At 39.7% G+C, this 22,951-nt stretch carries 15 protein-coding genes; 11 read left to right on the forward strand and 4 right to left on the reverse strand.

What is annotated here, in order from left to right:
• The first annotated feature begins 234 nt into the window (after positions 1-234).
• The 4 genes from PT287_RS07900 (at position 235) to PT287_RS07915 (ending at position 5,262) form a co-directional block, all read left to right on the forward strand.
• On the forward strand, positions 235-1,998 hold the full coding sequence (locus PT287_RS07900) for an oligopeptide ABC transporter substrate-binding protein (RefSeq protein WP_277134007.1): 1,764 nt from the start codon (positions 235-237) through the stop codon (positions 1,996-1,998).
• Positions 1,999-2,048: 50 nt separating this feature from the next.
• Complete coding sequence (locus PT287_RS07905; protein WP_277134008.1) at positions 2,049-3,233, forward strand: amidohydrolase family protein; 1,185 nt, start codon at positions 2,049-2,051, stop codon at positions 3,231-3,233.
• 195 nt (positions 3,234-3,428) lie between these two features.
• A complete protein-coding gene (locus PT287_RS07910) occupies positions 3,429-4,823 on the forward strand; it encodes a DHA2 family efflux MFS transporter permease subunit (protein ID WP_277134010.1) in 1,395 nt (464 codons plus the stop codon).
• A gap of 19 nt (positions 4,824-4,842) precedes the next feature.
• Positions 4,843-5,262, forward strand: a complete 420-nt coding sequence (locus tag PT287_RS07915; protein ID WP_277134012.1) for a MarR family winged helix-turn-helix transcriptional regulator — start codon at positions 4,843-4,845, stop codon at positions 5,260-5,262.
• 48 nt (positions 5,263-5,310) lie between these two features.
• Here the strand turns inward: PT287_RS07915 and PT287_RS07920 are convergent, their stop codons facing one another.
• Positions 5,311-5,892 (reverse strand): TetR/AcrR family transcriptional regulator, encoded by a 582-nt coding sequence (locus tag PT287_RS07920; RefSeq protein WP_277134014.1) that lies wholly within the window; start codon positions 5,890-5,892, stop codon positions 5,311-5,313.
• An 11-nt stretch (positions 5,893-5,903) separates the two neighbouring features.
• Positions 5,904-7,229 (reverse strand): ABC transporter permease, encoded by a 1,326-nt coding sequence (locus PT287_RS07925; protein ID WP_277134015.1) that lies wholly within the window; start codon positions 7,227-7,229, stop codon positions 5,904-5,906.
• 147 nt (positions 7,230-7,376) lie between these two features.
• Between PT287_RS07925 and PT287_RS07930 the strand changes: the two genes are divergently transcribed.
• The 4 genes from PT287_RS07930 (at position 7,377) to PT287_RS07945 (ending at position 17,900) form a co-directional block, all read left to right on the forward strand.
• Positions 7,377-8,603 carry an ArgE/DapE family deacylase gene (locus tag PT287_RS07930; RefSeq protein WP_277134017.1) on the forward strand — a complete coding sequence of 409 codons (1,227 nt, stop codon included), beginning with the start codon at positions 7,377-7,379 and terminating at the stop codon, positions 8,601-8,603.
• A gap of 130 nt (positions 8,604-8,733) precedes the next feature.
• Entirely contained in the window at positions 8,734-9,477 is a 744-nt protein-coding gene (locus PT287_RS07935) for a threonine/serine exporter family protein (protein ID WP_277134019.1), read from the forward strand.
• An 18-nt stretch (positions 9,478-9,495) separates the two neighbouring features.
• The gene (locus PT287_RS07940) at positions 9,496-9,933 is read left to right on the forward strand and encodes a threonine/serine exporter family protein (RefSeq protein WP_277134021.1); all 438 of its coding nucleotides are present in this window, start codon (positions 9,496-9,498) and stop codon (positions 9,931-9,933) included.
• Positions 9,934-10,283: 350 nt separating this feature from the next.
• The gene (locus PT287_RS07945) at positions 10,284-17,900 is read left to right on the forward strand and encodes a Rib/alpha-like domain-containing protein (protein ID WP_277134022.1); all 7,617 of its coding nucleotides are present in this window, start codon (positions 10,284-10,286) and stop codon (positions 17,898-17,900) included.
• Between the two features lie 334 nt (positions 17,901-18,234).
• Here PT287_RS07945 and PT287_RS07950 read toward each other — a convergent pair whose 3' ends face one another.
• Positions 18,235-18,888, reverse strand: a complete 654-nt coding sequence (locus PT287_RS07950) for an NAD(P)H-binding protein (protein WP_277134024.1) — start codon at positions 18,886-18,888, stop codon at positions 18,235-18,237.
• 427 nt (positions 18,889-19,315) lie between these two features.
• The gene (locus PT287_RS07955) at positions 19,316-19,714 is read right to left on the reverse strand and encodes a YjdF family protein (protein ID WP_348635296.1); all 399 of its coding nucleotides are present in this window, start codon (positions 19,712-19,714) and stop codon (positions 19,316-19,318) included.
• A 234-nt stretch (positions 19,715-19,948) separates the two neighbouring features.
• Here PT287_RS07955 and PT287_RS07960 point away from each other — a divergent pair, with 234 nt between their 5' ends.
• The 3 genes from PT287_RS07960 (at position 19,949) to PT287_RS07970 (ending at position 22,610) form a co-directional block, all read left to right on the forward strand.
• Positions 19,949-20,185, forward strand: coding sequence for a hypothetical protein (locus PT287_RS07960; RefSeq protein ID WP_277134026.1), 237 nt, complete (start codon positions 19,949-19,951; stop codon positions 20,183-20,185).
• Between the two features lie 138 nt (positions 20,186-20,323).
• A complete protein-coding gene (locus tag PT287_RS07965) occupies positions 20,324-20,695 on the forward strand; it encodes a cupredoxin domain-containing protein (RefSeq protein ID WP_277134027.1) in 372 nt (123 codons plus the stop codon).
• A 10-nt stretch (positions 20,696-20,705) separates the two neighbouring features.
• Complete coding sequence (locus tag PT287_RS07970; protein WP_277134029.1) at positions 20,706-22,610, forward strand: copper-translocating P-type ATPase; 1,905 nt, start codon at positions 20,706-20,708, stop codon at positions 22,608-22,610.
• The last annotated feature ends 341 nt before the right edge of the window (positions 22,611-22,951 follow it).

The raw sequence follows: 22,951 nt of genomic DNA on the forward strand, positions 1-22,951 counted from the left end.
TAATGGAAAACGCAAATATTATTAAGCAAATTACTATTAGAGCTATTTCCCCATTAAAATCATTAGTCTTGTTGTTGAACGTAAAGGACTTGACCTAGATAATTACTAAAAACTGGTAATTGATTGTAGTTAAGCCCTTATTCGCGTTCTAATGAATGGGGTTGAACTACAAGATGAAAACCTTATTCATTAAGTTGAATGAGGCTTTTTTTATTGGTAATGAGAGGTACAAGAATGAATTTTCAATTTAAGAAGTTAATGCAGTCAGCCGCAGTTATTGGTACAGCAGCGATTGGGTTGACTGCTTGCGGCGGTAATAACAATAACACGAAGGTTAGTGAAAAGTTTCCAATTAAAACACCGGTTAAAAAAGTGAAGCAGGGTGGAACGCTTAAAATTGCGGAGGAGACAGATACACCCTTTACCGGGATTTTTTCTAACGAAATTAAAAATACTGCCGTTGACAATGATATTGCCAGTCCTGGTAATGAAAGCTTGTTTGATACTGATAATCATTACAAGTTTAATGATAAAGGTCCTGCCACGATTCGCTTAGATAGGAAAAACAATACGGCAATAATTAATATCAAGAAGGGCGTTAAGTGGTCTGATGGCAAGCAGGTGGTAGCTAAGGATATTGAGTACGCATACGAGATTTTGGCTAACAAGGGTACACAATCGCAGAATTATTCCAATTCCTTTGAAAATATTAAGGGCATGAAAGCTTATCATGAAGGCCAAGCTAAGACAATTACTGGGATTGAAATGCCTGATGGTGAAAAGGGGCGTCGGGTAATAATTCATTTTGACGAATTGAAGCCGGGAATGGAATATTCAGGCAACAACTTTTTCTGGGAAACAGCTGAACCATACCATTATCTAAAGGATGTACCGTTTGATAAATTACAGTCATCTGACAAGATTAGAAAATCCCCGTTATATTTTGGGCCGTTTAAGTTAAAGAAAATCGTTCGTGGTCAGTCAGTTACTTGGGTACCGAATAAATACTATTGGCGAGGTCGACCAAAACTGGACAAAATTGAAATTTCAGTTTTAGCTACTAATTCTGCTTCTCAGGCTATTAAGAGCAAGGTTTATGATGTTGCACAAGTAATTAATTCGCAATGGGAACAAGTTAAAAACACTAAGGGTGTCAATTTTGTTGCTAAAGTTCCACTAGGCTACAATTTTATCGGCTTTAAGGTTGGTAAATGGGATGCACAAAAGAATAAAAATGTTATGGATCCTCATGCCAAAATGAACAATAAGGCTTTAAGACAGGCAATTGGCTACGCAATGAATACTGATGAGGTCTACCAGCATTATACTCATGGTTTAAGCTTTCGAGTTCCGACGTTAATTCCCGCACAGTTTGGCGATGTGTTTGATAAAAACGCTCGTGGCTATACTTATAACTTAAAAAAAGCCAACGAGTTACTGGATAAGGCTGGCTATAAGAAAAAAGGTAAATGGCGTGTGCAGCCTAATGGTAAGCCATTAACTATTCGGTATATGGCAAGAGAAACTGATCCGACTCAGAATCCCATTCAGCAAAATTATCTCCAACAGTGGCATAAGATTGGCTTAAATGTTAAATTAATCGGGAATCGCCTGACTGAATTTAATTCTTATGTAACTAAGCTTGAAGGCGACAGTCATGATTTTGATATGTGTGAGATTGGCTGGCATCTGGACAGTGAGGCATCGCCTAGTAGTCTTTATTCTGATAATTCACCCAAAAATTACACGCGTTTTGTTACCAAAAAGAATAATGAGCTGCTGGCAGCAATTGATTCACAGAAGGCCTTTAACCATAAATATCGGGTACAAAAGTTCCATGAATGGCAAGAATATATGAATGATGAAGCATATGCAATCCCAGAGTTTAATTCGTACTCTGTTTTCGCTGTTAATGACAAGGTGACCGGGTATTCGCTTAAGCCAGCAGAGAATAATAATGACCATCAATTATGGTACAAGGTCGGCTTCATAAAATAAGGACATAACGATTTTTAACAATTGGAAAAGCAAGAAGGAGAAAATTTAAAATGACACAAACTGTATATCAAAACATGAATCTTTATGATGGTGAAGAAGAAAAAGTTACAAGTAATAGTTACTTCGTTGTCGATGACGAAACAGGTAAGATTACGGCAATGGGAGCTGGCGTTGCACCTGCTGGTGACAATGTAGTGGACCTAGAAGGTAAGTTCGTGATGCCAGGGTTGATTAATTGCCATACACACATTAACAATAGTTCAACTGCATATGATGGTGATCCAACTGCCAATGTTGTCGAGACAACTGTCCGTGCAGTGCAGCACCTGCATGATTTTCTTAAATCTGGCGTAACGTATATTCGTGAATGTGGGTCAACTTATGATATTGATATTACATTATCGCGGATGATTGAAGAGGGTAAAATTACTAAGACCCCAGAAATTATGCCGTCGGGGATGGCTTATTCGATGACGGGTGGTCATGGTGACTCACCGCATTTTGCTCATCTGGTAGACTCTCCTGATGAGATGCGCAAGGCTGTCCGTCAAGGTTTGAAGAAGGGCGCTAAGAATATTAAAGTTATGGCCACGGGTGGTGTAATGACCAAGAATGATTTTATGGATGATCCGCAATTAAGTGTTGCCGAAATGCGTGCGGCAGTCGAGGAGGCCCATCATAAGGGCTTGATCGTTGCGGCTCACGCAGAGGGCAATGCTGGGATTGGCAATGCAATTAAGGCTGGAGTAGATTCAATTGAGCACGGTTTTTATGTTGATGATGACCAAATTGACATGATGCTTAAGCAAGGGACCTATTTGACAGCTACTGTGGTTGCCGATTGGGCCTTTCCTACTTATGCGGTAGGAATAATGCCGGATTGGGAAGTAAAGAAGGCTAGTGATGCCCTAGACGATTTGCGTAAGAATATTACGCACGCTAAAAATCGCGGCGTTAAGATTACTTTGGGTACTGACGCGGGAACACCATTTAATGATTACTTCCAAACGCCAACTGAATTGCAATTGCTAACAGAACAAGGCTTCACTAATTATGAAGCCTTACAAACCAGTGTGCATTCAGCACAATTGATGAAGATTGATGATGAGTATGGTACTTTAGCAATCGGCAAGTATGCTGACTTTCTGGTTTTGGATGAAAATCCGTTGACTGATGTTAAGGCTGTGGCTCAAAAGGATAAGGCAGTCTATAAGAAGGGACAACGAGCATATTAATTATTAAAATTTTAGGTAGCAACAAGTTTAGATGCTTGTTGCTGCTTTTAATTTGGCCGATTTACTTGCCAAAGTCTGCTTATAAAGATTGGAAACGATTACTTTTATAGAACCCTTTGCATTTGATGAAAAATTGTTATAACATAGCTATTTGTAATAGTTAGCAAGCTAACTATTTTATTTAGGAGGAATTAGATGCAAAGAAAATTAGACGCAAAATTAATCTTATCAATTCTTGCAGCAGGCCTGATGTCCTTTTCAGGTGTGTTAATTGAAACGGCAGGTAACATTACCTTTCCTGTTTTAATGAGAGAGTTTAACGTAAATATGGCAACGGTGCAGTGGATGACGACAGGTTATCTTTTGATTGCTGCAATTATTATGCCGCTGTCAGCTTATTTAAAGAAGAATTTTAGTTCTAAAAAATTATTCGTGACAGCCGCAATCTTATTTATTATCGGGTTACTGATTGATTCATTGACCACAAAGTCGATGGGCTTTATCTTTTTAGTAGTTGGTCGGATTGTGCAGGGTGCCGGCGCTGGGATTGCACTACCACTCATGTTTAACATTATTTTGGAAAGAACGCCGCTTGATAAAGTCGGTCTCCTAATGGGAATTGGCACAATGATTACGGCAGTAGCTCCAGCTTTAGGGCCAACATTTGGTGGTCTGGTTGTTAACACTCTTAGCTGGCGTTACATTTTCACTTTGATTATTCCGGTAATGATTATTTCCTTTATTATGGGTGTTCTGTGCATCACCAAGGATCCATATCCTTTAAGTCACACCAAGCTTGATTGGACTGGTTTTATTGAAATTGCCTTGACTTTTGTTGGCTTAATCTTAGCTTTCAGTAATTTATCAGGAATTTTAGTACGGCCGCTAGAATTTGCTGTGCCACTAGTTATCGGTTTGATTGCCCTAGCCATCTTTATTAAGCATTCACTCAAGGTAAAAGAGCCGCTGCTAAATATTCGCTTACTGAAGAACAGCAAATTTACTGCTGGCATTATTGCCTACTTTATTTTCCAAGTTAATACAGTTGGACTGTCGTTTATTTTGCCGAATTACTTGCAAATTGTAAATGGTGTTTCAGCAATGGTTGCAGGGTTGCTACTTTTGCCGGGTGGCGCTATTGGTGCAATTGCATCACCAGTCAGTGGACGGATGCTTGATAATTATGGCCCCAGAAAGCCAATTATGACAGGTGCTTGTTTTGAACTATTGGGCAGTATTATGTTTTGTCTGTTCGCCCAACATTTTACGGGTGTTAACGTTTTGATTTCTTACTTAGTAATTATGACAGGGACAGGATTAATCATGGGTGATACAATGACCTCATCTTTGAACCTGCTTACTAAGGAAGAAAACGCTGATGGTAATGGTTTGTTCAACATGGTACAGCAATTTTCTGGAGCCGTTGGGACGTCAATTGTTTCGGCAATCATGCAATTTGTTCAGCAAATAAGTTCAAAAACAGGGACGGCTGGCAAGCTGATTGATGGTGCTCAAATTGGGTTGATTTTCTTATTAATTTTGGTTGTGATTGGCGTATACTTATTACATAAAGCAACAAAAAAAGGATAATTTAAGTGAGAATTAACTAATGAAGAGAAATTTTGGTTTAGCTTTGCAGCGAGCACAAAATACCTTTAATCGCAATGTTGATCGTTATGCGCGGACGATTGGTCTAACAGGTACGCAAATGGTGATTATTCAGTTTTTAAGTGCGGTACCTAAAGAACAGAAGGTTTATCAAAGAGATATTGAGCATGAATTTAATATTCGTAAGTCGACGGCAACTAATATTTTGAAGTTGCTGGAGCAAAAAGATTTAATTGCTAAAAAAGCCGACGCGCATGATAGTCGCCTAAAGGAAATTATGTTAACCACAAAGGCAATTGGAATTAAGCGAGATGCGGCTGCTTATGTTAAACGTTCAGAAGCAAGTGTTGAACGCATTTTAGGTAAAAAATTGTGTGCTGAGGTAACACAAGCTTTGCTTAAGCTAGATCAAGAATTATAATTATGTAAAAAAGGCACACAGCCGAAACGCTGTGTGCCTTTTTGATTGCTAATTTCTTAAATGACTAGTAAAAACTTTGATGTTTTTAGTCAAATAATCTTGATCAGAAATTTGAAAATTGGGTCCTGAGTAAGCTAATTTAAAGACGCTGTGACCAAAGTTAAGCAGTAAAAAATTATTGACTTCAACCGCAATGTTGATATTATCCGCAATCTCACCGTGTTGGTGCATCTTTTCAAATAATTTGGTATATAAGTTACGTTGCAGTGTGATTAGCTGTCCAATTGCTTCCATTAGTTCAGGAAATTGTCGATTTTCACGTAAAGCAATTAAGAAAATACCCTTATGTTGCTCAATGAAATATTGGTAAATACTGACAACATGTTGAATATCTTTTTCGGAATTGCCGGTCAAAGTAAAGTCGTGACTAACTTTGGTAATTTCATTGGTATATTGCATAATTAATGACCTTAAAATACCTTTTTTGTCGGTAAAGTGACGAAAAATCGTGCTTTCATTAATCCCTGCCTCTTGGGCAATTTTACGAGTAGTCGTACCCTTATAACCGTATATTCCGGCTAATTTGGCGAATGCTGCAATAATTTTTTGGTCAACGTCACTCTTACTCATGCTGATCGCTTCTAACTAATTTCTTCAAACTTTAACATTGGTTGTTTTTTCATTATTGTAACAATTATTAGACTTATTAGTAAAGTGATTATATAAATTGCTGCAAGACCAAGGATGGCAGTTGTAATGCTTGGTCCACCATAAAAGTTGGTATAATCACCTAGAATGCCGTAATAAAGCGGGATAATATAGTGGATTGCTTTAAAGAATGGGTTCATCGTGACTACTGGCATCATGCCAGCACCAGCGACAATTTGTAACATTGTAATAATAACATTGATAACTGCGCCGATCTGTCCTAGTAAGAAATAGAAAATTCCGGTAAAGTTAAAACTGGCACAGACTAAGAGAAAATGTACAAGCCACAAGTTCATAAAGTTAGCGGTTGGCACATTGACAAATTTCATGGTAATAAAGGATGTAATTAGAGTTGAAAATGCTGCCACTAAAATGTAGGTGATTTCCAAGTTAATGAATGATTTGAAACGGCCAATTTCTTTAGCGAATTTGGCGTAGGTACCATATAGGGTTAATGAGGCCATCATGGTGCCGAGATAGAGTGCTAAAATAGCGAAAAATGGTGCCATAGCATAATTAATTCCTGTTGGTAATGCATGTTGGCGGTGTAGTTGCTCACTTACAGCTTCTTTAGTTGGTTTGGCCTGAGCTTTCGCTTGAGCAATAATTTGTTTTTCTTGTTGTTGGGCTTTTTTACGGGTTGCTAGCTTTTGACTCGCGACTTTTTGCTTTAGTCGAGTAGTAAGCTTTGGTTGCATAGCAGCTGGACTAGTGGCAATTTGTTGTTTAGCTTGGGCTATTTCAAGTTGTGCTTGCTGCTCTTGCTTGAGCAAGTTACGCTTGAGCGTTTTTAATTTTGGTGCAGCGATTTGCATTACTGCCTTTTGGGTACTAATTTTTTTGTTTAACGAAGCAGCAACAGATTGAGCCGTTGATTTCATCGCAGCGGTGACCGTTGACTGGTTAGAATCATTGATGTAGAAATGCAGTTGAGCCGAACGATTTTGACTGGCTTTTTTAGCAAAATCTCGAGGAATATCAATAATTAGGTAGGTAGTTCTCTGGTCGAGATCAGTTTTTGCTTGGCTTAAATTTTTAGTTTCATTAATCGTATCAAAAGGTAAACTCTTTTTTAATTGGCGAGCGATTGTCTTACTGTGTGTATCTTGATTAACAATCGTGATTGGCAATTTATCAACGTTAGTTGGCATGGCGTGATAGCCAAAAAAGTAAATGGCAAAGACCAAAATACCATAGAGTAGGGTAACTAAAGTCGCAAGTAGTGGTCCGCGACTAGTAATAAATTTTTTGAATTTCATTATAAAAATCTCTCTTTCTAAATTGTATTTGTTGATAGTAACATGATTTTTGTCAGCGTGCAAGTACTTGCTTGCAAAATTGGTTAAATATGCTTTAATAAAAAAGTAAGTTATAATTAAGTAATAAACTTACAGGAGGTATTTATCATGGAACAAGAACAAAAGATGCAAATTTTGCAAGACTTAGTAGCTTTGCATTCCGTTAACGGGGATGAGTTACCAGTTGCCAAGTATCTAAAGAAATTGCTTGATCAAGCAAGGATTAAAAATAAGATTTTACCATTAAAAGATGATGCTAATCGGGCTAACTTGGTAGCTGAATTGGGAACAGGTAAGCCAATTTTGGTTGTTTCTGGCCACATGGACACGGTTGACGTTAATAAAGATAATTGGCAGACTGATCCATTCAAGGTTACTAAAAAAGGTGACAAGCTATATGGCCGTGGGACAACTGATATGAAGGCCGGTCTTGCCGCAATGGTGATTGCCATGGTGGAATTAAAAGCGAGCGGTGCAGAAATTCCTGGGACCATTCGACTTTTGGCAACTGCGGGTGAAGAAGTTGGTCAACCAGGTGCTGAGGAATTGCAAAAGCAAGGCTACATTGCTGATGCTGATGCTCTACTGATTGGTGAGCCATCTGGTTTGTTTAGAACGGTTTTTGCTAATAAGGGTGAATTGGATCTCACAATTTCTTCAGAAGGTAAAACTGCTCACAGTTCAATGCCATTCTTGGGTAATAATGCTGTTGAACATTTACTTAATGTCTTAGATGCGATTAAGAAGCGGATTAAGGAATTAACTGCTGGTGTTAAGAATGACGTCTTGGGTGAAACCGTCTTTAACATTGATACGATTAAAGGTGGAAACCAAGTGAATGCCATTCCTAATCATGCCGAAGCTGAACTTAACTTGCGGACAATTCCAGAATTAGCTAACCCGAAGATCTTGCAAGAGTTTCAAGCAGTAATTGATAATTACAATAATTCAACTAATGGTCACATCAAGATGAGTGTTGACATGGATATTATTCCAATTATTGGTGACCGTGATTCTAAATTATTGCAGGTTGTCCAAGCTGCTGGTCAATCTTATGTGGCTAAGCAGGAAGTGCCAAAAGAGCAGTTAGCCTTGATGCAAAAAGAAGCCCAAATGGCTAATACTGAATACCATGAAGGTGGCTTTTTAACTGAAGGTGTGTCTGGCGGGACTGATGGTTCCAAATTCTTGATTAACCACCCAACTGGCTTTGCATACTTAATGTATGGGCCGGGTAGTGATACACCGCACCAAGATAATGAATATGTTTCTGAACAAATGTATTTGGATTTCGTGGATATTTACAAGCAGATTTTTACTAATTACGGTAAATAATGATTATTAAACAGTACAGGCAGTTGCTTGGACTGCTTTTTTTGTCTAAATCTTAAGAAAGTTAATCGTTTGGGTCGGATTATGCTGTAAAAACAGTAGTGGTCTGTTACACTGCTATATGGTGATGAAAATGGAAAATAAGGCGATTGACGTTGGCGTTTTAGCCGCAAAAATTTTAATCGAATCTGGCTCAGAAATGTGGCGTGTGGAAGATACTACTAAACGAATTATTGATCATGCCGCTAGTAGTAATGCTGAAGCCTTTACTAGCCTGACAGGTGTGCTAGTTAGTTTGAAAAACGCGTCGTATACGCGGTTTATTCAAATTGAAAAGCGTGGCATTAACATGTTGCGGATTAACGGGGTAAACCGGCTTTCACGGCAGTATACTGCTGATCAAATTACATTAGATGAGCTTGAAGCGGGGTTAATTAAAGTTCAAAATGAAAAGCCACAATTTCCTATTTGGGTTCAGACACTTGCTGCGGGATTTGAAGGTGCCTTTTTTATGTTTATTTTTACGCAAACGTATGATTGGCGGGATTTCCCGTTAGCATTTGTTGCTGGTGCTTTGGGTTATTATGTGACGCTGTTTTTGTCGTCGCGTGTGCGCATTCGTTTTATTAGTGAATTTTTTGGTGCGTTAGCAATTGGCTTGTGTACAGTAATTGGCGTTCATTTTCATTTAGGTTTTAACGTGCAGAATATTATTATTGGGGCAATCATGCCGCCGGTGCCGGGGATTCCAATGATTATTTCGGTGCGTGACATTTTTGAAGGTAACTTACTCTCAGGGCTTGAACGCATGATGGAATGTTTAATCACGTTGAGTGCTTTGGCGTTTGGCATCGGTGTTGTGCTGCATTACATGTAGCGGAAAGGACAAACAATAATGACTTTTTATCATTTTATAATTCAAGTTCTTTTCAGCTATTTAGGAACGGTAATGTTTGATCTTTTTATCAATTTACCCAAAAAGGCGCTTAACATTTCAGGTGCAATTGGCTGTGTGGGCTGGCTCGTGTATTGGTTTATCTATGAATTTGGTCTGGGGGCAATTTTAGCGAATTTTATCGCTGCCTTTGTCGTTGGCAGTTTAGGAATTATTTTTGCTGTTAAAAAGAAGATGCCTAGTACGATGTTTGTTAGTGGGTTAGTGCCGCTCGTCCCCGGGGCTAGCGGTTATCAGGCCTTGGCAGCGATGATTGGTCACTCGCCAATGGTTGCCGTGCAAAAAACAATTCATGTTGGGATGGTTGCTGGGGCAATTGCTTTGGGTTACGTTTTTTCTCAAGTAGTTGTAGAACTAATGCATCAAAAAAAGCGCTAAATAATTTTGTTTACAAAATAGCTAGTTGTATATTATTTATAATTTTTAATAGAAAATATTAATTTTTGTAATTTGTACAAGTAATTGTTAATTATTAAAAATAAGCATTATTTCAGTTGGAAGTAATGCTTATTTTTGGTTCCGTACTTAGAGCCTCAAGGAATCTTTTGAATGTTATTTTTTATCTAGCTAATTACATGCGAGAGCTGGAGTAAGGGCAATTTCATTGATATCTAATTTTGTTATGTATAAGCATAGTGTTTGTATAAAGCTGATTTAGGGTCTACCATTAGTTTTGTAAGCACTATCAGATAGAAACTAAATTTTCTAATAAATAAGAGGGTAGAAATATGCTGGGAAAAAATAATTTCAAAGAAAGACTAAGAAAAACGGAGATGCAGGCCAAAAAGGATCGCTTCTCAATACGGAAATTAACTGTGGGAACAGCTTCTGTATTACTTGGTTTTAGCTTTATGGCGATGAGCAGCCAAACTACTAAAGCAGATGTGATTTCTTCGAAGTCTGAAACTGAAGTTCAAACAAACAAAGATATTACTACTACTTCGGAAGACAAGCAGGATACTAAGCCAAACTTAGCTACTTATTCAGGCTTGAGTTCGTTTTTAAAGAGCAGTGATACTAAAGAAAATGAGCAAAAACCGACTGAGTCAGCACAGACAGCGCCGACAGCTAAACCAGCTGAAACTGATGCTTCGACTGCTCAAGCAACAGCTAACAAGGAGCCAACAACTACTGATACGGCTGCACAACCGGTACAGTCTGACGCGTCAACAGCTAAACCAGTTGTTACAACTCCAACTAAAATAAAGCCAGCTGCTCAAGGTGACGACACAGATGCGGCCACTTGGGAAGACTTTAAGACTGCTTTGCTTGATGAAAATATTACAACGATTAATCTGACGGCTGATATTACAGCAACAGATAATAATCAAAAATATACGATTACAACTGATAAAGTGATTAATGGGGCTAATCATACATTAAATATTGGCTCAAATATTATTCAGGATGATTACTATCAATTTGGGATAACTTTTAACGACTTAAAGTTAATGGGAATGAAGCCAAATGATGATCCGGCATTATTTAACTTTTATGGTTATGACAATAGTAAGGCGGTCACATTAAATAATGTTGAAAGTGATAATGTCAGTTACGATGCCTTAATTAATTTTATAAATAACGTTACTTTGAATTACAACACAGATGGCAATATCTTTAGTGATTATGCGGAACCAACTGCTAATGATGGTTCAAACGTCAAAATTAATTTTGCACCGACTGTTGGAACTTCAACCAGTTTTATCTGCGATATTTTTATCATTCAAGATAACGCAACTGTTAATGCTGAAATTGCCAACACTAATAGTGCGTTGCGGGGAACAGGAACAATTGATGATGGTCGAATTGAAGTTGGGGCTAATTCAACGTTTAATCTGACAATCGATCCCACGGTTAACTTCCTTTATCGCGTTGATGAGGGCATTCCGCCGTTAGACTTGAAGTTATATGAAGGCTCTACCACAATTATTAAGAATAATGCTTCTGATAATGGCGTTAATCCAGGAGAAGATAATCAATTAAATCTGGTTGCCGATACACCAAAATTATTTGAATTAATTAGCAGCGGCGGTGATGTCAATAACTTTAACTTCCCGATGACCGATATTTCGGGGGCTAAGATGGGGATGATCACTGATCATTACAAGTGGATTATCCAAGACTCAGATAACGCCAACATTATTGATCCTAATTTGACAGATGCCCAAATGAAAATCTTGGCTAACCCAACTTTACCAGAAAACATTTCGGTTGAAGGTAAGGCTGACAAGACTTTTCAAGATTTAAGCACTAAAGAAGATTTCCAAACGGTTATTCAAAGTCAAGGCGGCTTTAATGGTTCGGCTGGATTTGCTTTAGGGACAGACCTTTATGATGGCTGGAAGAAGACTGATGCTGGTCGCTACAATATTTCTAGTAATAAAATCTCGATCCACCAAGGTCAAACTAGCGCAGTTGGTGGTGCCCAAGATAAGTTAAATGCTGTTGATGGCAGTAATAATACTGCGACTACGATTGCTGATTTGCTAGAGCTTGATGACAGTATTAATTCAGAAAACAAGACGATTACGGGCGTTAATTGGCTGCCAAACCAAGCAATGGATAGTCAAGGCAATTTAACTAGCGGCGGTCTCATTAAAGATGATGCTGGTAATTTAGCTGAAAGCATTAATCCAGTTGGTCCAGAAGATAATCAGTTGGGCAATGCCGTCATTCGGGTAACTTATGGCGATGGCACAACAGATGATATTCCGGTAACTTTAGATGTGGTTACTGCTATATCTTCTGGTGATGTGCAGCAGGTTGCACACGGCGAGCTGCCAACTGCCGCTCAAGCTGAGGATGCCGTGGCTTTTGACGGGGATGCTAGCAACTTAGATCCAACTTATGAATGGTATAAGGCAGATGGTTCAGGACCGTTAGAGGTCAGTGACTTGACTCCAGGAGCAACTAATGAAGTTAAAGTCTTGGTAACATATCATCGTGATGGCCAAGCTGATGGTACGCAGTTGGTAGATGCTAAAGTGGCAATGGGCGATACACAGGCCAATTCATCTGGAATTACTGCTGGAACCGGTCCAGTTGTGGTCCATGCTGCTGATATTCCTAGCGAAAATGATCCGCTTGTACCTGATTTTACCGATAAAACTAAGTGGAGTTCATACCTAGCTGGTGACTTAACTAATGTTACTAGTGTTAACTGGGATGATGAGACTGATGTTGCAAGCATTATTAATGGCACACCTGGTGAAAAGACTGGAAAGCTGCGTTTAACCTTTAGTGACGGTTCAACTAAGGAAATTGATGATGTGCATGTAAATGTTCTTGGCGGTGAAAAAGATGATACTAAGACAACCACAACACCAAATGGAGTTGTTCCGTCAATTGACCAGGCTAAGGATGCGCTAAAAGACGCTACAAGTTTAACTACTAATTTAAATAATGCTGGTTACGACGTCGATTATTCTTGGGCAAAAGATGATCAGGGCACACCAATGGACAATGGCTACGTTTCTTACACGGATCAAGTTCCAAGTAAGACGGTGCCAGGTTATGTTGTTTTAACTTACTATAAGAAGGGTGCAGAACATACCCCTGAAAATGTTGACGGTAAGCAAATTATTCCTGTTGATGTCACAATTAATAAACAAGAAAATCATCTGTACCATGCAAGTTTGGCAGGTTCAGGACAAGATTCTCAAGGAGTTGCGGTAGCCAAAGGTACCACTTTAGATGCGTCAGCTGCTAAAGATGCTATTCATAAGCCAGAAGATTTCCCAGCAGATGCAAAATTTGAGTGGGAAAGCCCAGTTGACACTTCAACAACCGGTGATAAGCAGGCTTGGGTTGCTGTAACTTATTCTGATGATTCGACTGACTGCATTCCCGTTTTAGTTAATGTTTATGATACTGCTTCAATTAAGTATCCTAAGGCACAAACGCAGACAGCTGACTTAAACGGTACCGTCCCTGATGCCAAGGCTTCAATTGCAAATAACGCTGACTTTCCAAGTGATACTACGTATGAATGGGCTAATGAACCTGACTTATCGCATGAAGGTTCTGCAGTCGGTACGGTTAAAGTTACTTATTCAGATGGCTCTAGTGACTACGTTATTGCCCCAGTAATTGTGGGTGATGCTAACCCAACACAGGAGAATGACCCACAAGGTCAAAGAACTGATATTGCTTACGGTGCTGGTAAGACTGCATCGTACGATGATGCTAAAGCCGCAATTAGTAATGCAGACAGTATGCCGCAAGGTACAACTTATAGTTGGCAAACCGCGCCAGTAGTCAATGATTTGAATAAATTAGGTGTTCAGGCAGCAGTAGTTAAGGTCACTTATCCAGATGGTACTAGCAATAATGTGCCGGTAGTCGTGGACGTTGTTAGCGATGCCCATTCAGCATCACGGCCACGGGCTAAGAATGTTTGCTTAAATGTTGGGGAGGCAATTCCTAACGCTAAGGATGCCGTAATTAATAGTGCTGATTTAACTAATGCTACTAATTTTGAATATGAAACGACACCTTCAAGTGCTAATGCCGGTGTTACGCAAACAATGATTAAAGTGACCTATGCTGATGGCTCAACTGATGAGGTCCCAACGCAAATTATCGTTGATGCCCCGACAACTGAAACCTCAACCGAGGCCGAGAAAAATAATCCACATGTTAAAACAGTGCGCACTAATGTCAATAGTACGGTCGACGCTGCTAGTGTGATTGATAACTTTACGGAATTAAATGGTAATCCGAAAGCGGAATGGGTTGATCCTGACTTTGGTAAAAATGCCACCAAGACTGCAGGTTTGAAACAGTCGCAAGTTAAGCTGACTTTTGATGATGGTTCAACTAAAATTGTGACAGGCTATATCCGGGTAATTTCAGACGGTGAAAAGCACGCTGACTCGGTTACTGGTAAGACAGTTACCAAGAAGACCGGCTCGGCAATCACTGCCGCAGAAATGGTTAATGATTTGCCAAAAGATGCAACTGCTGAATTTGCAAGTCCAGTTAATATTAAAGATGGTAAGGTTGAAAATCCAGGTACTTACATTGAAACTATTCATATTAAGTTCCATGATGGCACTGAAAAGGATGTATCCTCTGTTTTAACAGTACCAAGACAAACGTCAGAATCTAGCATTACGCAAAGTAAAGATGTGGTTTTGCATGTAGTTAATGTTGGCACTGACCACAGTCAAACACCAGCTGAGTTCGCGGATCCGAGTTCATTTTTAACAGGAACAGATACTAATGTTACTAAAGTTGAATGGGCAACTAACGGTCAACCAAGTGTGATTACGGCAATTGACCAAGAGACTGGTAAAGTTAAAATTACCTTTAAAGATGGCACGGTCAAGACGATGGACATCAATGTCAAAGTTATCGGTGCCCAAAAGTCAGATACACCAACAGCAATTACTGTCAATAGTGATAAATTAGACGAGACGCGTGCTAAAGACGCATTGAACATTGATGACGTGAAGGCAATTGATGCTCAATATCCCGATGTGCTCTATTCATGGGTTGGCAAATCCGACGGTACTGGTACGGTAGATATTAGTAAGCCAGGTACTCCTGATGCTTATGTCTTAATTGATTATGGTGATGGCAAGCAGCAGACAGTTAAAGTTGATTTGACTGTTAATGAACAGCCGACTGCTGGAGCTACTTATCATCCAGAAGCTACGAGCGGATCAGTCACTACCCACATGACTGATCAAGGTGTGATTATGCCACCAGAATTTACTGATACGTCTAAGATGGACGACTTTATGCAAATTCCTGATGTAGCTAATGTCAGCGATATAGTTGATTACTTGACTTGGGCTGATAAAGCACCAACAACTGTTGGTGATAACCAGCAGATTGCAGTAATTGCACACTATAAGGACCAGTCGGTCAGCGATCCATTTAACATTAATGTTAATGTCTTAAGTGCCAAAAAAGCAGACACACCGACAACCGTAACAGCGGGTAATGAGTTAACTGGTGAGCAAGCGAAGGCAGCACTTGATCAAGCTGAGAATGCAAAAATTTTAGCGCAATATCCAAATGCTAAATTCACTTGGGCAGCTAATAATGACGGTACTGGTACGATTGATACCAGCAAGGCTGGCAATCCTGCCGCATACGTTGTGGTCGACTATGGTGACGGGACTAAGCAGGTAGTGCCAGTCGATTTGACCGTGAAGAGTCAGGCTGATACAAATGATGGAGTTCTTGATGCTAGTGAAGCGGTGCCAATTACGACTCACGTTGCCGATGGGCTGCATAACGAAGTGAAGGTACCCGAGTTTACTGACCCAGATTGGATTAAGGCTAATGTCGCAATTGGCGGCGTTGATGATTCTAGTACGCTAATTGATCATTTGAGTTGGAACGATGCCCAGCCAACAACAGTTGGTAATAACCAGCAAATTGAAGTAGTTGCACACTATAAGGATAGTTCAACCAGTGCCCCATTTAAGCTTAATGTTAACGTCTTAGGTGCGCGCAAGAAAGATAATTTGCCAACAACGGTTTGTGTAAACAGTACTCCAGGCGAGGCTGAGGCTAAAAATGCATTGAACTTGGATGATGTGAAGGCGATTGATGCCCAATATCCGAATGCTAAGTATTCACTAGCAGAAAATAGTGACGGTACTGGCACTGTTGATACTAGTGAAGCAGGAACCAAGACTGCTTATGTTGTAATTGATTTCGGTGATGGCACTAAGCAAATTGTACCAATTGACCTAAAGGTTGATGATAGTACTAATGCCGAAAATAACCATCCAGTTGCTGCAGATGAAAATGCAATAAGTCCAATCTTGACACACTTAATTCATGATTCTGCTACGGGTAATCCGGTGGCTAAAAGTCCAGCTGGTTTTACCGATCTAGAGGAAATGAAGAAAATTATTAAAGGTGTTAATTGGGATCAAGTTGGTTACTTGACATGGGCTGCTGCCGCACCAAACAAGCCAGGTGACAAACAAGATGTCCAAGTTAGAGTCCACTATAAAGACGGCTCAATTAGTGATCCGGTAAGCGTTAAAGCCAATATTCTGGGGGTACAACATCTTGATGTTGCTGGTGTAACGTCGAATACTGTTGTAGCTCCAGGTGAACAACCAACAGCAGAGCAGGCTAAAGCTGCGCTAGGTCAAGAAATGAATGTTGCAGACTTATTGCGTGAATATCCAAACGCTAAGTTTAGCTGGGCAAGTAAGTCAGATGGTACAGGTACACTTGATACAAGTAACCATGGGCAGAAGGATGCTTATGTAGTTATTAATTATGGTGACGGCACTAAGCAAGTCGTAAAGGTACCACTAAACGTTACGAATAATGGCTCTAGCAACAATAACGGTTCATCATCAAGTAATGATTCGCAACCAATTGGTGGCAGCGTCACGATTCCACAAGGTAAAGACTTGAGTAATGATACTGAATATGCCGAACAAGCAATCGGTAACTCGGCAAGTTTGCCAGCAGGTACCACCTACAAGTGGCAAGAAGCACCAGATACATCAGTTGCTGGTAAGACTCTTTCTGCTTCGGTATTGGTAACCTTGCCTGGTGGCACAAAGGTAGTTGTTCCAGTTTCAGTCACTATTGGTACTAAGAAGGGTGAAACCGTAACTTTGCACCACAATGCATACCTCTACAACGAGGCAGGTCAACGGATTAACGAATTAGTCTATAAGACAGGTTCGGTTGTTCCAGTATATGGTATCAAGACAATTGACGGTAGAGACTTCTATATCTTGGATGATAACCACTACTTAGCAACTGGCAATGTCTTGAGTACTAAGCAAAAGTTGACTCACAATGCCTATGTTTATAACCAATATGGCAAGCGGGTTACTAAGAAGGTATTCAAGCGCGGCAAGACGGTCAAGACTTACGGTGAACCAATTAATATTCGGGGTAAGAAGTACTACAAGCTTGATAATGGTTACTTCTTAAGAGCCACAAACTTTAAGAAGCCGAAGCGTGATCTGACATCAGTCCAAGCAATTGCTGCTGATCCAACTAAGGATCGGGTAATGCACAACTCTTACTTGTACGATGAAAACGGCAAGCGAGCTAATGGCATTATTCTGAATGCTGGCACGCGGGTTAAGATTGACCAGGCGGTGCAAAGTATTGCTGGTAGAAACTTCTATAAGACTGATAAGGGTTACTACATTGCAGTTGAAAATATCACGGGCACCAAGGTAAGCTTGAAGCACAATGCGTATGTCTATAACAGATATGGCAGTCGCGTTAACAAGAAGATCTTGAAGCGTGGCAAGAGGGTTACCGTTTATGGTAATCCGGTCAAGTTGCACGGTGCTTCATACTACATTGTTGGTAACAAGACTTATGTTAAAACCGCTAATTTTTAGATAAATTAGTGTAAATGAAAAAACTGTTTGATGAAAATCAAGCAGTTTTTTGTTTGTATTTTTTATATTAATTTTATATGGACGAGAATAGGCATTTCTAATATATTAAGTAAAAGGTACGAAGGAAAGTTAAAGGTGACGAGATGTTTAACGATAAATATGCCAAACTTTGGAACAATCTTGGATTAATGTTTTTAAGCTTGTTGTTAATGACCTGTTATTGAACACGTTGGGCTCTTTGCTTTTTAAAAAAATAACTATAAACATTCAAAAAGTGCCCCTAATTGTCTAACAATTGTGGAGCACTTTTAAATTTGGTTAAAATAAACTTAGCCTAGCCATTAGCAACAGTGAAGCGATCCTGATGGTACTTCGGAGTTAAAATCTCTTGAACCAAAGCCGTAGCCATTGTTCCGGCAGTAGTAACTGATTCGCCCTGCTCGTTATACAGCAGCTCATCTTTGCCAGTAAGAATTTTAGTGGCTTTTTCTCCAGGGACAAATAGATTAGCTGGCGAAATACCGAACCAATTAACATTATCGACGTTTTGCAGGAATTGGTACTCAAAGTATTGGTTCTTCGGGGTGTTGCGCCAAGGTTTAGTCGACTTATCTTGTTCAATATCTTGTAAAACGCGGTGATGGTCAGCACCGGTGATTAAGCTGCCGGCACCAAGAATAAAGGCCAATCGCGGACTATTAGTTTCTCTGAATAAATAAATTAAGTAAGCAGCTAAGTCAATGTGGCGATATGCTTGTGCTGGAGCCGTTGAAAAAGCATCAACAATCACATCACAGCTAGCAAAATCATTTTTGGTTAGCGTGAAGGCATCTTGAGCGACAGTTTGGATGCTGGGCACTTCCGTCTTTAACTTAGCCAATTTGTCGGTTGAACGACCATTAGCAATAATTTCGAAATTGTTTTTAGCTGCTTCTTTGACAAAAGCGGAGCCTGCCATACCAGTTGCTCCAATTACAAATGCTTTCATAATTTTCCTCTATCTTGTTAATATTTACTTAAAACTTCATCTAATGAGGTTTGTAATGATTTCTTTAACACCTGTAATTGCTCAGAATTTGGTTGCGCTTCTGAGCTATACATCACCTCAGGATCAACCCACCAAACAGGTTCAAGCTTGGGCGTGTCTTGGGAACAGGTGCTAGTGAACATACTAATCGCCTAAGACCACATATCCTGTTGACAGTTACTTGACAAAATAGGGGTTCTGGTGCTGATTAATGAACTCGATTCGCCAACAAATCCCACACTGATTGTCTGCCATTAAACTCTTGCCCTTTTACTATTAATAATTGACTATACTTTACTAGAGATTAAGTAACTGGTCAAGAAAAATAACATTTAATAATGGTAAGAAAAAAGCTGCAAAATTAACCGTTTTGCAACTTTTTAACTAATTAATGACCTTTATGTTTTTCGCGTTTCTTCTTTTGCCGTAATTTAAACTTCTCTTGAGCAACTCGGGCTTTTTGCCGACTCTGAGCTGTTTTCTTAGATAGTTTAAATTGCTCCAGTTGTTTTTGTAAAGCAATTTGAGCTTTAGTGCCAAGACCATCGGTTTTAATTGCTTTTTTAGCTAAGCGTTGACGTCTTTTAGGATTAATTCTTTTAGTTTTAACCTCTAATTCAGGACTATCTTGCCGAAAAAATTTGATTTCATTCCAATGATTAATAATCAGCGAATAGATTCGGGTAGTCTTGGGTTCAGAAGTCCCCAGATTGACTTTAGCAGCTTCATAACTTGTGCCGACACGGCGCTCAAAGATAGCTTGATAAAATGGCGCTTCAAAGATGATAGTTAACGAACTATAATGTCATCCTCCTTAAAATTTAAGAAAGATGGACAACCAAGGAGGCAGGTTACTGATGATCGCGTGCGCTCACGTCCGGACTACCAGCCGAACTGTGTTTTTACTTTCTGATATTAGTATAGCATAAGCTGCTCCAGAGAAGCGCAAAAGCCTTGCACTAACACCATTTTTTGCTTAGAATGTCTACTTGCAGTATAAACTTGGAGGGAAAGGATTAGGGTGGAAGAAATTAAAATGAATGAGCAATTAACTTCAATAAGTTTGGACAGCAGTGCACTTACTAATGCGCAATTAGGAATTGATAAGTTAGGCTTGTCACTTGCTGAATATTTGAATTTGGTTTTGACTAATGTGCCTACTAGTCGCACGCAGCTCAAGCATATTTTGGCTGAAGTCGGCAGTCAACCAGCCGATCGTTCGCTGGCAATGTGGCTTAATCACGTTGACGCAGACTAAAGATTTAACTCGCTAATTAAATTTAGCGAGTATTTTTTTACCCAAAAAGCGTTAATGTTTACAAATGTAAATCCAGGATATATACTAATTATAGTTTACAAATGTAGACGTTGAAATGAACTTAACGAGGTAAAGAACATGACTAAAATTATTATTTTTCTAGTTGGTATTGTTTTAATAGGGTTTATTGCATGGTGGTTCTTTGGTCAACATCAAGTGCAGGCGGAACAAGCCGTGGTTAACAATGATCAGCAAAATGTGGACATCGAGGTTAAGGGAGGCTATTCTCCTGAACGTGTTGTCCTAAAAAAAGGTATACCTGCAACTTTAAAGTTCAAGCGCACGGATGCATCAACTTGTCTTGATCATGTTATTTTTTCTGACTTGGGCATTGATCAAAAGTTGCCTCAGGGTCAGGTTAAGGAAGTAAAGATTGATACAACTAAGCCTGGGGTTTATGACTGGGCATGCAGTATGAATATGTTCCATGGTCAAGTGATTGTTAAGTAGGAGCTACTAAATGAAGATTACGACGCGTTTTTGGACAGCACTAGTTTTATCGATGCCAATGCTAGCAGAAATGGTGCTTCATCCATTTACTGGCTGGATGCTCCCTGGCGGAGAATGGGCAATGTTAATTTTGACAACCTTTGTGATGTTAATTTCGGCAGGACCATTTATTAGTAGCGCATGGGCATCATTTAAAAAGCACCACGCCAACATGGACACGCTCGTTTCATTGGGGACATTAACTGCTTATGTTTACAGCATTTATGCCATGTTCAAGCACTTGCCAGTTTTCTTTGAAAGTGCAGCGTTTGTAATTACTTTTGTACTGCTCGGGCAAGTTTTGGAAGCAAAAATGCGCAGCAATGCGTCAGATGCCATTGGTAAGCTAGCTAATTTGCAAGCAAAGGATGCACTGGTTAAACGTGCTGGCAAGTTTGTCAGTGTGCCAATCGCGGAAGTGGTGGCAGGCGATTTAATCCAAGTTAAACCGGGGCAAAAGATACCGGTTGATGGTGTCGTTGTTTCTGGTATTTCAAGTGTTGATGAGTCAATGGTCACGGGCGAAAGTATGCCAGCGGGTAAAAAGCCCGGCGATCAAGTTGTTGGTGCGACGATTAACCAGAATGGTACTTTCGAATTTAAAGCACAAAAAGTTGGCCGTGATACGATGCTGGCGCAAATTGTGGCAATCGTGAAAAAGGCCCAAAATAGTCATGCACCAATCCAAAACTTAACTGACCGTGTTGCCGATATTTTTGTCCCCACGGTTTTAATTATCGCAATTGCTACCTTTTTAGTCTGGTTTCTTTTGCTTGGTAAAAGTGCAGGAATGGCCTTAGTTTTTGCGGTGTCAGTATTAGTCATTGCTTGTCCGTGTGCGCTTGGCTTAGCTACGCCAACGGCTTTAATGGTGGGGACAGGTTTAGGTGCCAAAAAGGGTATTTTAATTAAAAATGGTGAGGTGCTGGAAGCCGCAAATAGCTTGAATACAATTGTCTTTGATAAGACGGGGACAATTACAGCAGGGCATCCTCAAGTAACTGATGTTGTTGGTGATGAACTGGTTTTAGCAGTTGCGGCTAGCTTGGAAAAGTTATCAGAGCACCCACTAGCTTCAGCGGTTTTGCAAGCTGCTAAAAAGTCACATGTTCATTTGCAAAAAGTCAGCAACTTTCGTGCAATTGAAGGTCAGGGTGTAACTGGCACAATTGATGGTAAAGAAGCATTTGTTGGTAGCCCAGCAAGTGCGGTTGCTGGCACAATCTCGGATGAATTGACAAAACAGATTGCGACATTTGAGCAAGAAGCAAAAACAGTTGTAGTCGTTGGCTTAGCTGGCAAAATTATTGGCCTAGTTGCTATTCAAGATGTACCTAAGAAGAATAGCAGCAAGGCAATTGCGCAACTGAAGGCAGCAGGATTAAAGACTGTCATGTTGACGGGTGATAATGCACAAGTGGCGCATGCAATCGCTCAGCAGGTAGGAATTGATGAAGTAATTGCCGGTGTTTTACCAACAGGCAAAGCCGCCGCAATTCAAAAATTGCAGCAAACTGACAAGGTTGCCTTTGTTGGTGACGGGATTAATGATGCGCCCGCATTAACCCAAGCTGATGTTGGGATTGCAATGGGTTCCGGCACGGACGTCGCAATTGATGCAGGTGGCATTGTTTTGGTAAAAAACGACCTAATGGATGTAGTTCGCGCATTAAGATTGAGTCGCAAGACTTTTAACCGCATTAAACTCAATTTGTTTTGGGCGTTCATTTACAATGTTCTGGGCATTCCAATTGCAGCAGGATTGTTTGCCGGTGTTGGATTAGTGCTTAGTCCAGAATTAGCGGGGCTGGCGATGGCCTTTAGCTCATTATCCGTAGTCATTAGTTCGGTTTTATTAGGAAAAGCCAAAATTTAATTATGTGAAAACGACATTTAACGTAGTAGTTGAGTGCCTTTTTTGATTGAGTTTTTTAGATAAATTGTGGTAATTATAAATGCCGAATTATTAAGGTTAAAAACTAAGTTTAAGGGAACCTTGTGATAGAATTAGTTCGTAAACGCTGATTTATAATTTGGGGATATTTCAATGAAAGAAAGTTTTAAAGAAACTAATGATTTGGAAAAGGATTGTCAAATTAAATGAAGATGAAATAATAGAACGTATGGCAGAATCAACTAATCCAGAAGATAAAAATTTTGGGGGAATACTATTTATAACAGAGCATTACAATTACGATAACAAAAAGTAATTAATAC

The sequence above is a fragment of the Lactobacillus sp. ESL0679 genome (genome assembly GCF_029433515.1).
GTDB lineage: Bacteria > Bacillota > Bacilli > Lactobacillales > Lactobacillaceae > Lactobacillus.

Excerpts from the sequence above, each read along its gene's own strand:
- PT287_RS07970 (WP_277134029.1), top strand. The coding sequence starts at position 20,706 with ATGAAGATTACGACGCGTTTTTGGACAGCACTAGTTTTATCGATGCCA.
- PT287_RS07905 (WP_277134008.1), top strand. The coding sequence starts at position 2,049 with ATGACACAAACTGTATATCAAAACATGAATCTTTATGATGGTGAAGAA.
- PT287_RS07935 (WP_277134019.1), top strand. The coding sequence starts at position 8,734 with ATGGAAAATAAGGCGATTGACGTTGGCGTTTTAGCCGCAAAAATTTTA.
- PT287_RS07910 (WP_277134010.1), top strand. The coding sequence starts at position 3,429 with ATGCAAAGAAAATTAGACGCAAAATTAATCTTATCAATTCTTGCAGCA.
- PT287_RS07930 (WP_277134017.1), top strand. The coding sequence starts at position 7,377 with ATGGAACAAGAACAAAAGATGCAAATTTTGCAAGACTTAGTAGCTTTG.
- PT287_RS07920 (WP_277134014.1), bottom strand. The coding sequence starts at position 5,892 with ATGAGTAAGAGTGACGTTGACCAAAAAATTATTGCAGCATTCGCCAAA.
- PT287_RS07915 (WP_277134012.1), top strand. The coding sequence starts at position 4,843 with ATGAAGAGAAATTTTGGTTTAGCTTTGCAGCGAGCACAAAATACCTTT.
- PT287_RS07965 (WP_277134027.1), top strand. The coding sequence starts at position 20,324 with ATGACTAAAATTATTATTTTTCTAGTTGGTATTGTTTTAATAGGGTTT.
- PT287_RS07925 (WP_277134015.1), bottom strand. The coding sequence starts at position 7,229 with ATGAAATTCAAAAAATTTATTACTAGTCGCGGACCACTACTTGCGACT.
- PT287_RS07900 (WP_277134007.1), top strand. The coding sequence starts at position 235 with ATGAATTTTCAATTTAAGAAGTTAATGCAGTCAGCCGCAGTTATTGGT.
- PT287_RS07950 (WP_277134024.1), bottom strand. The coding sequence starts at position 18,888 with ATGAAAGCATTTGTAATTGGAGCAACTGGTATGGCAGGCTCCGCTTTT.
- PT287_RS07940 (WP_277134021.1), top strand. The coding sequence starts at position 9,496 with ATGACTTTTTATCATTTTATAATTCAAGTTCTTTTCAGCTATTTAGGA.
- PT287_RS07945 (WP_277134022.1), top strand. The coding sequence starts at position 10,284 with ATGCTGGGAAAAAATAATTTCAAAGAAAGACTAAGAAAAACGGAGATG.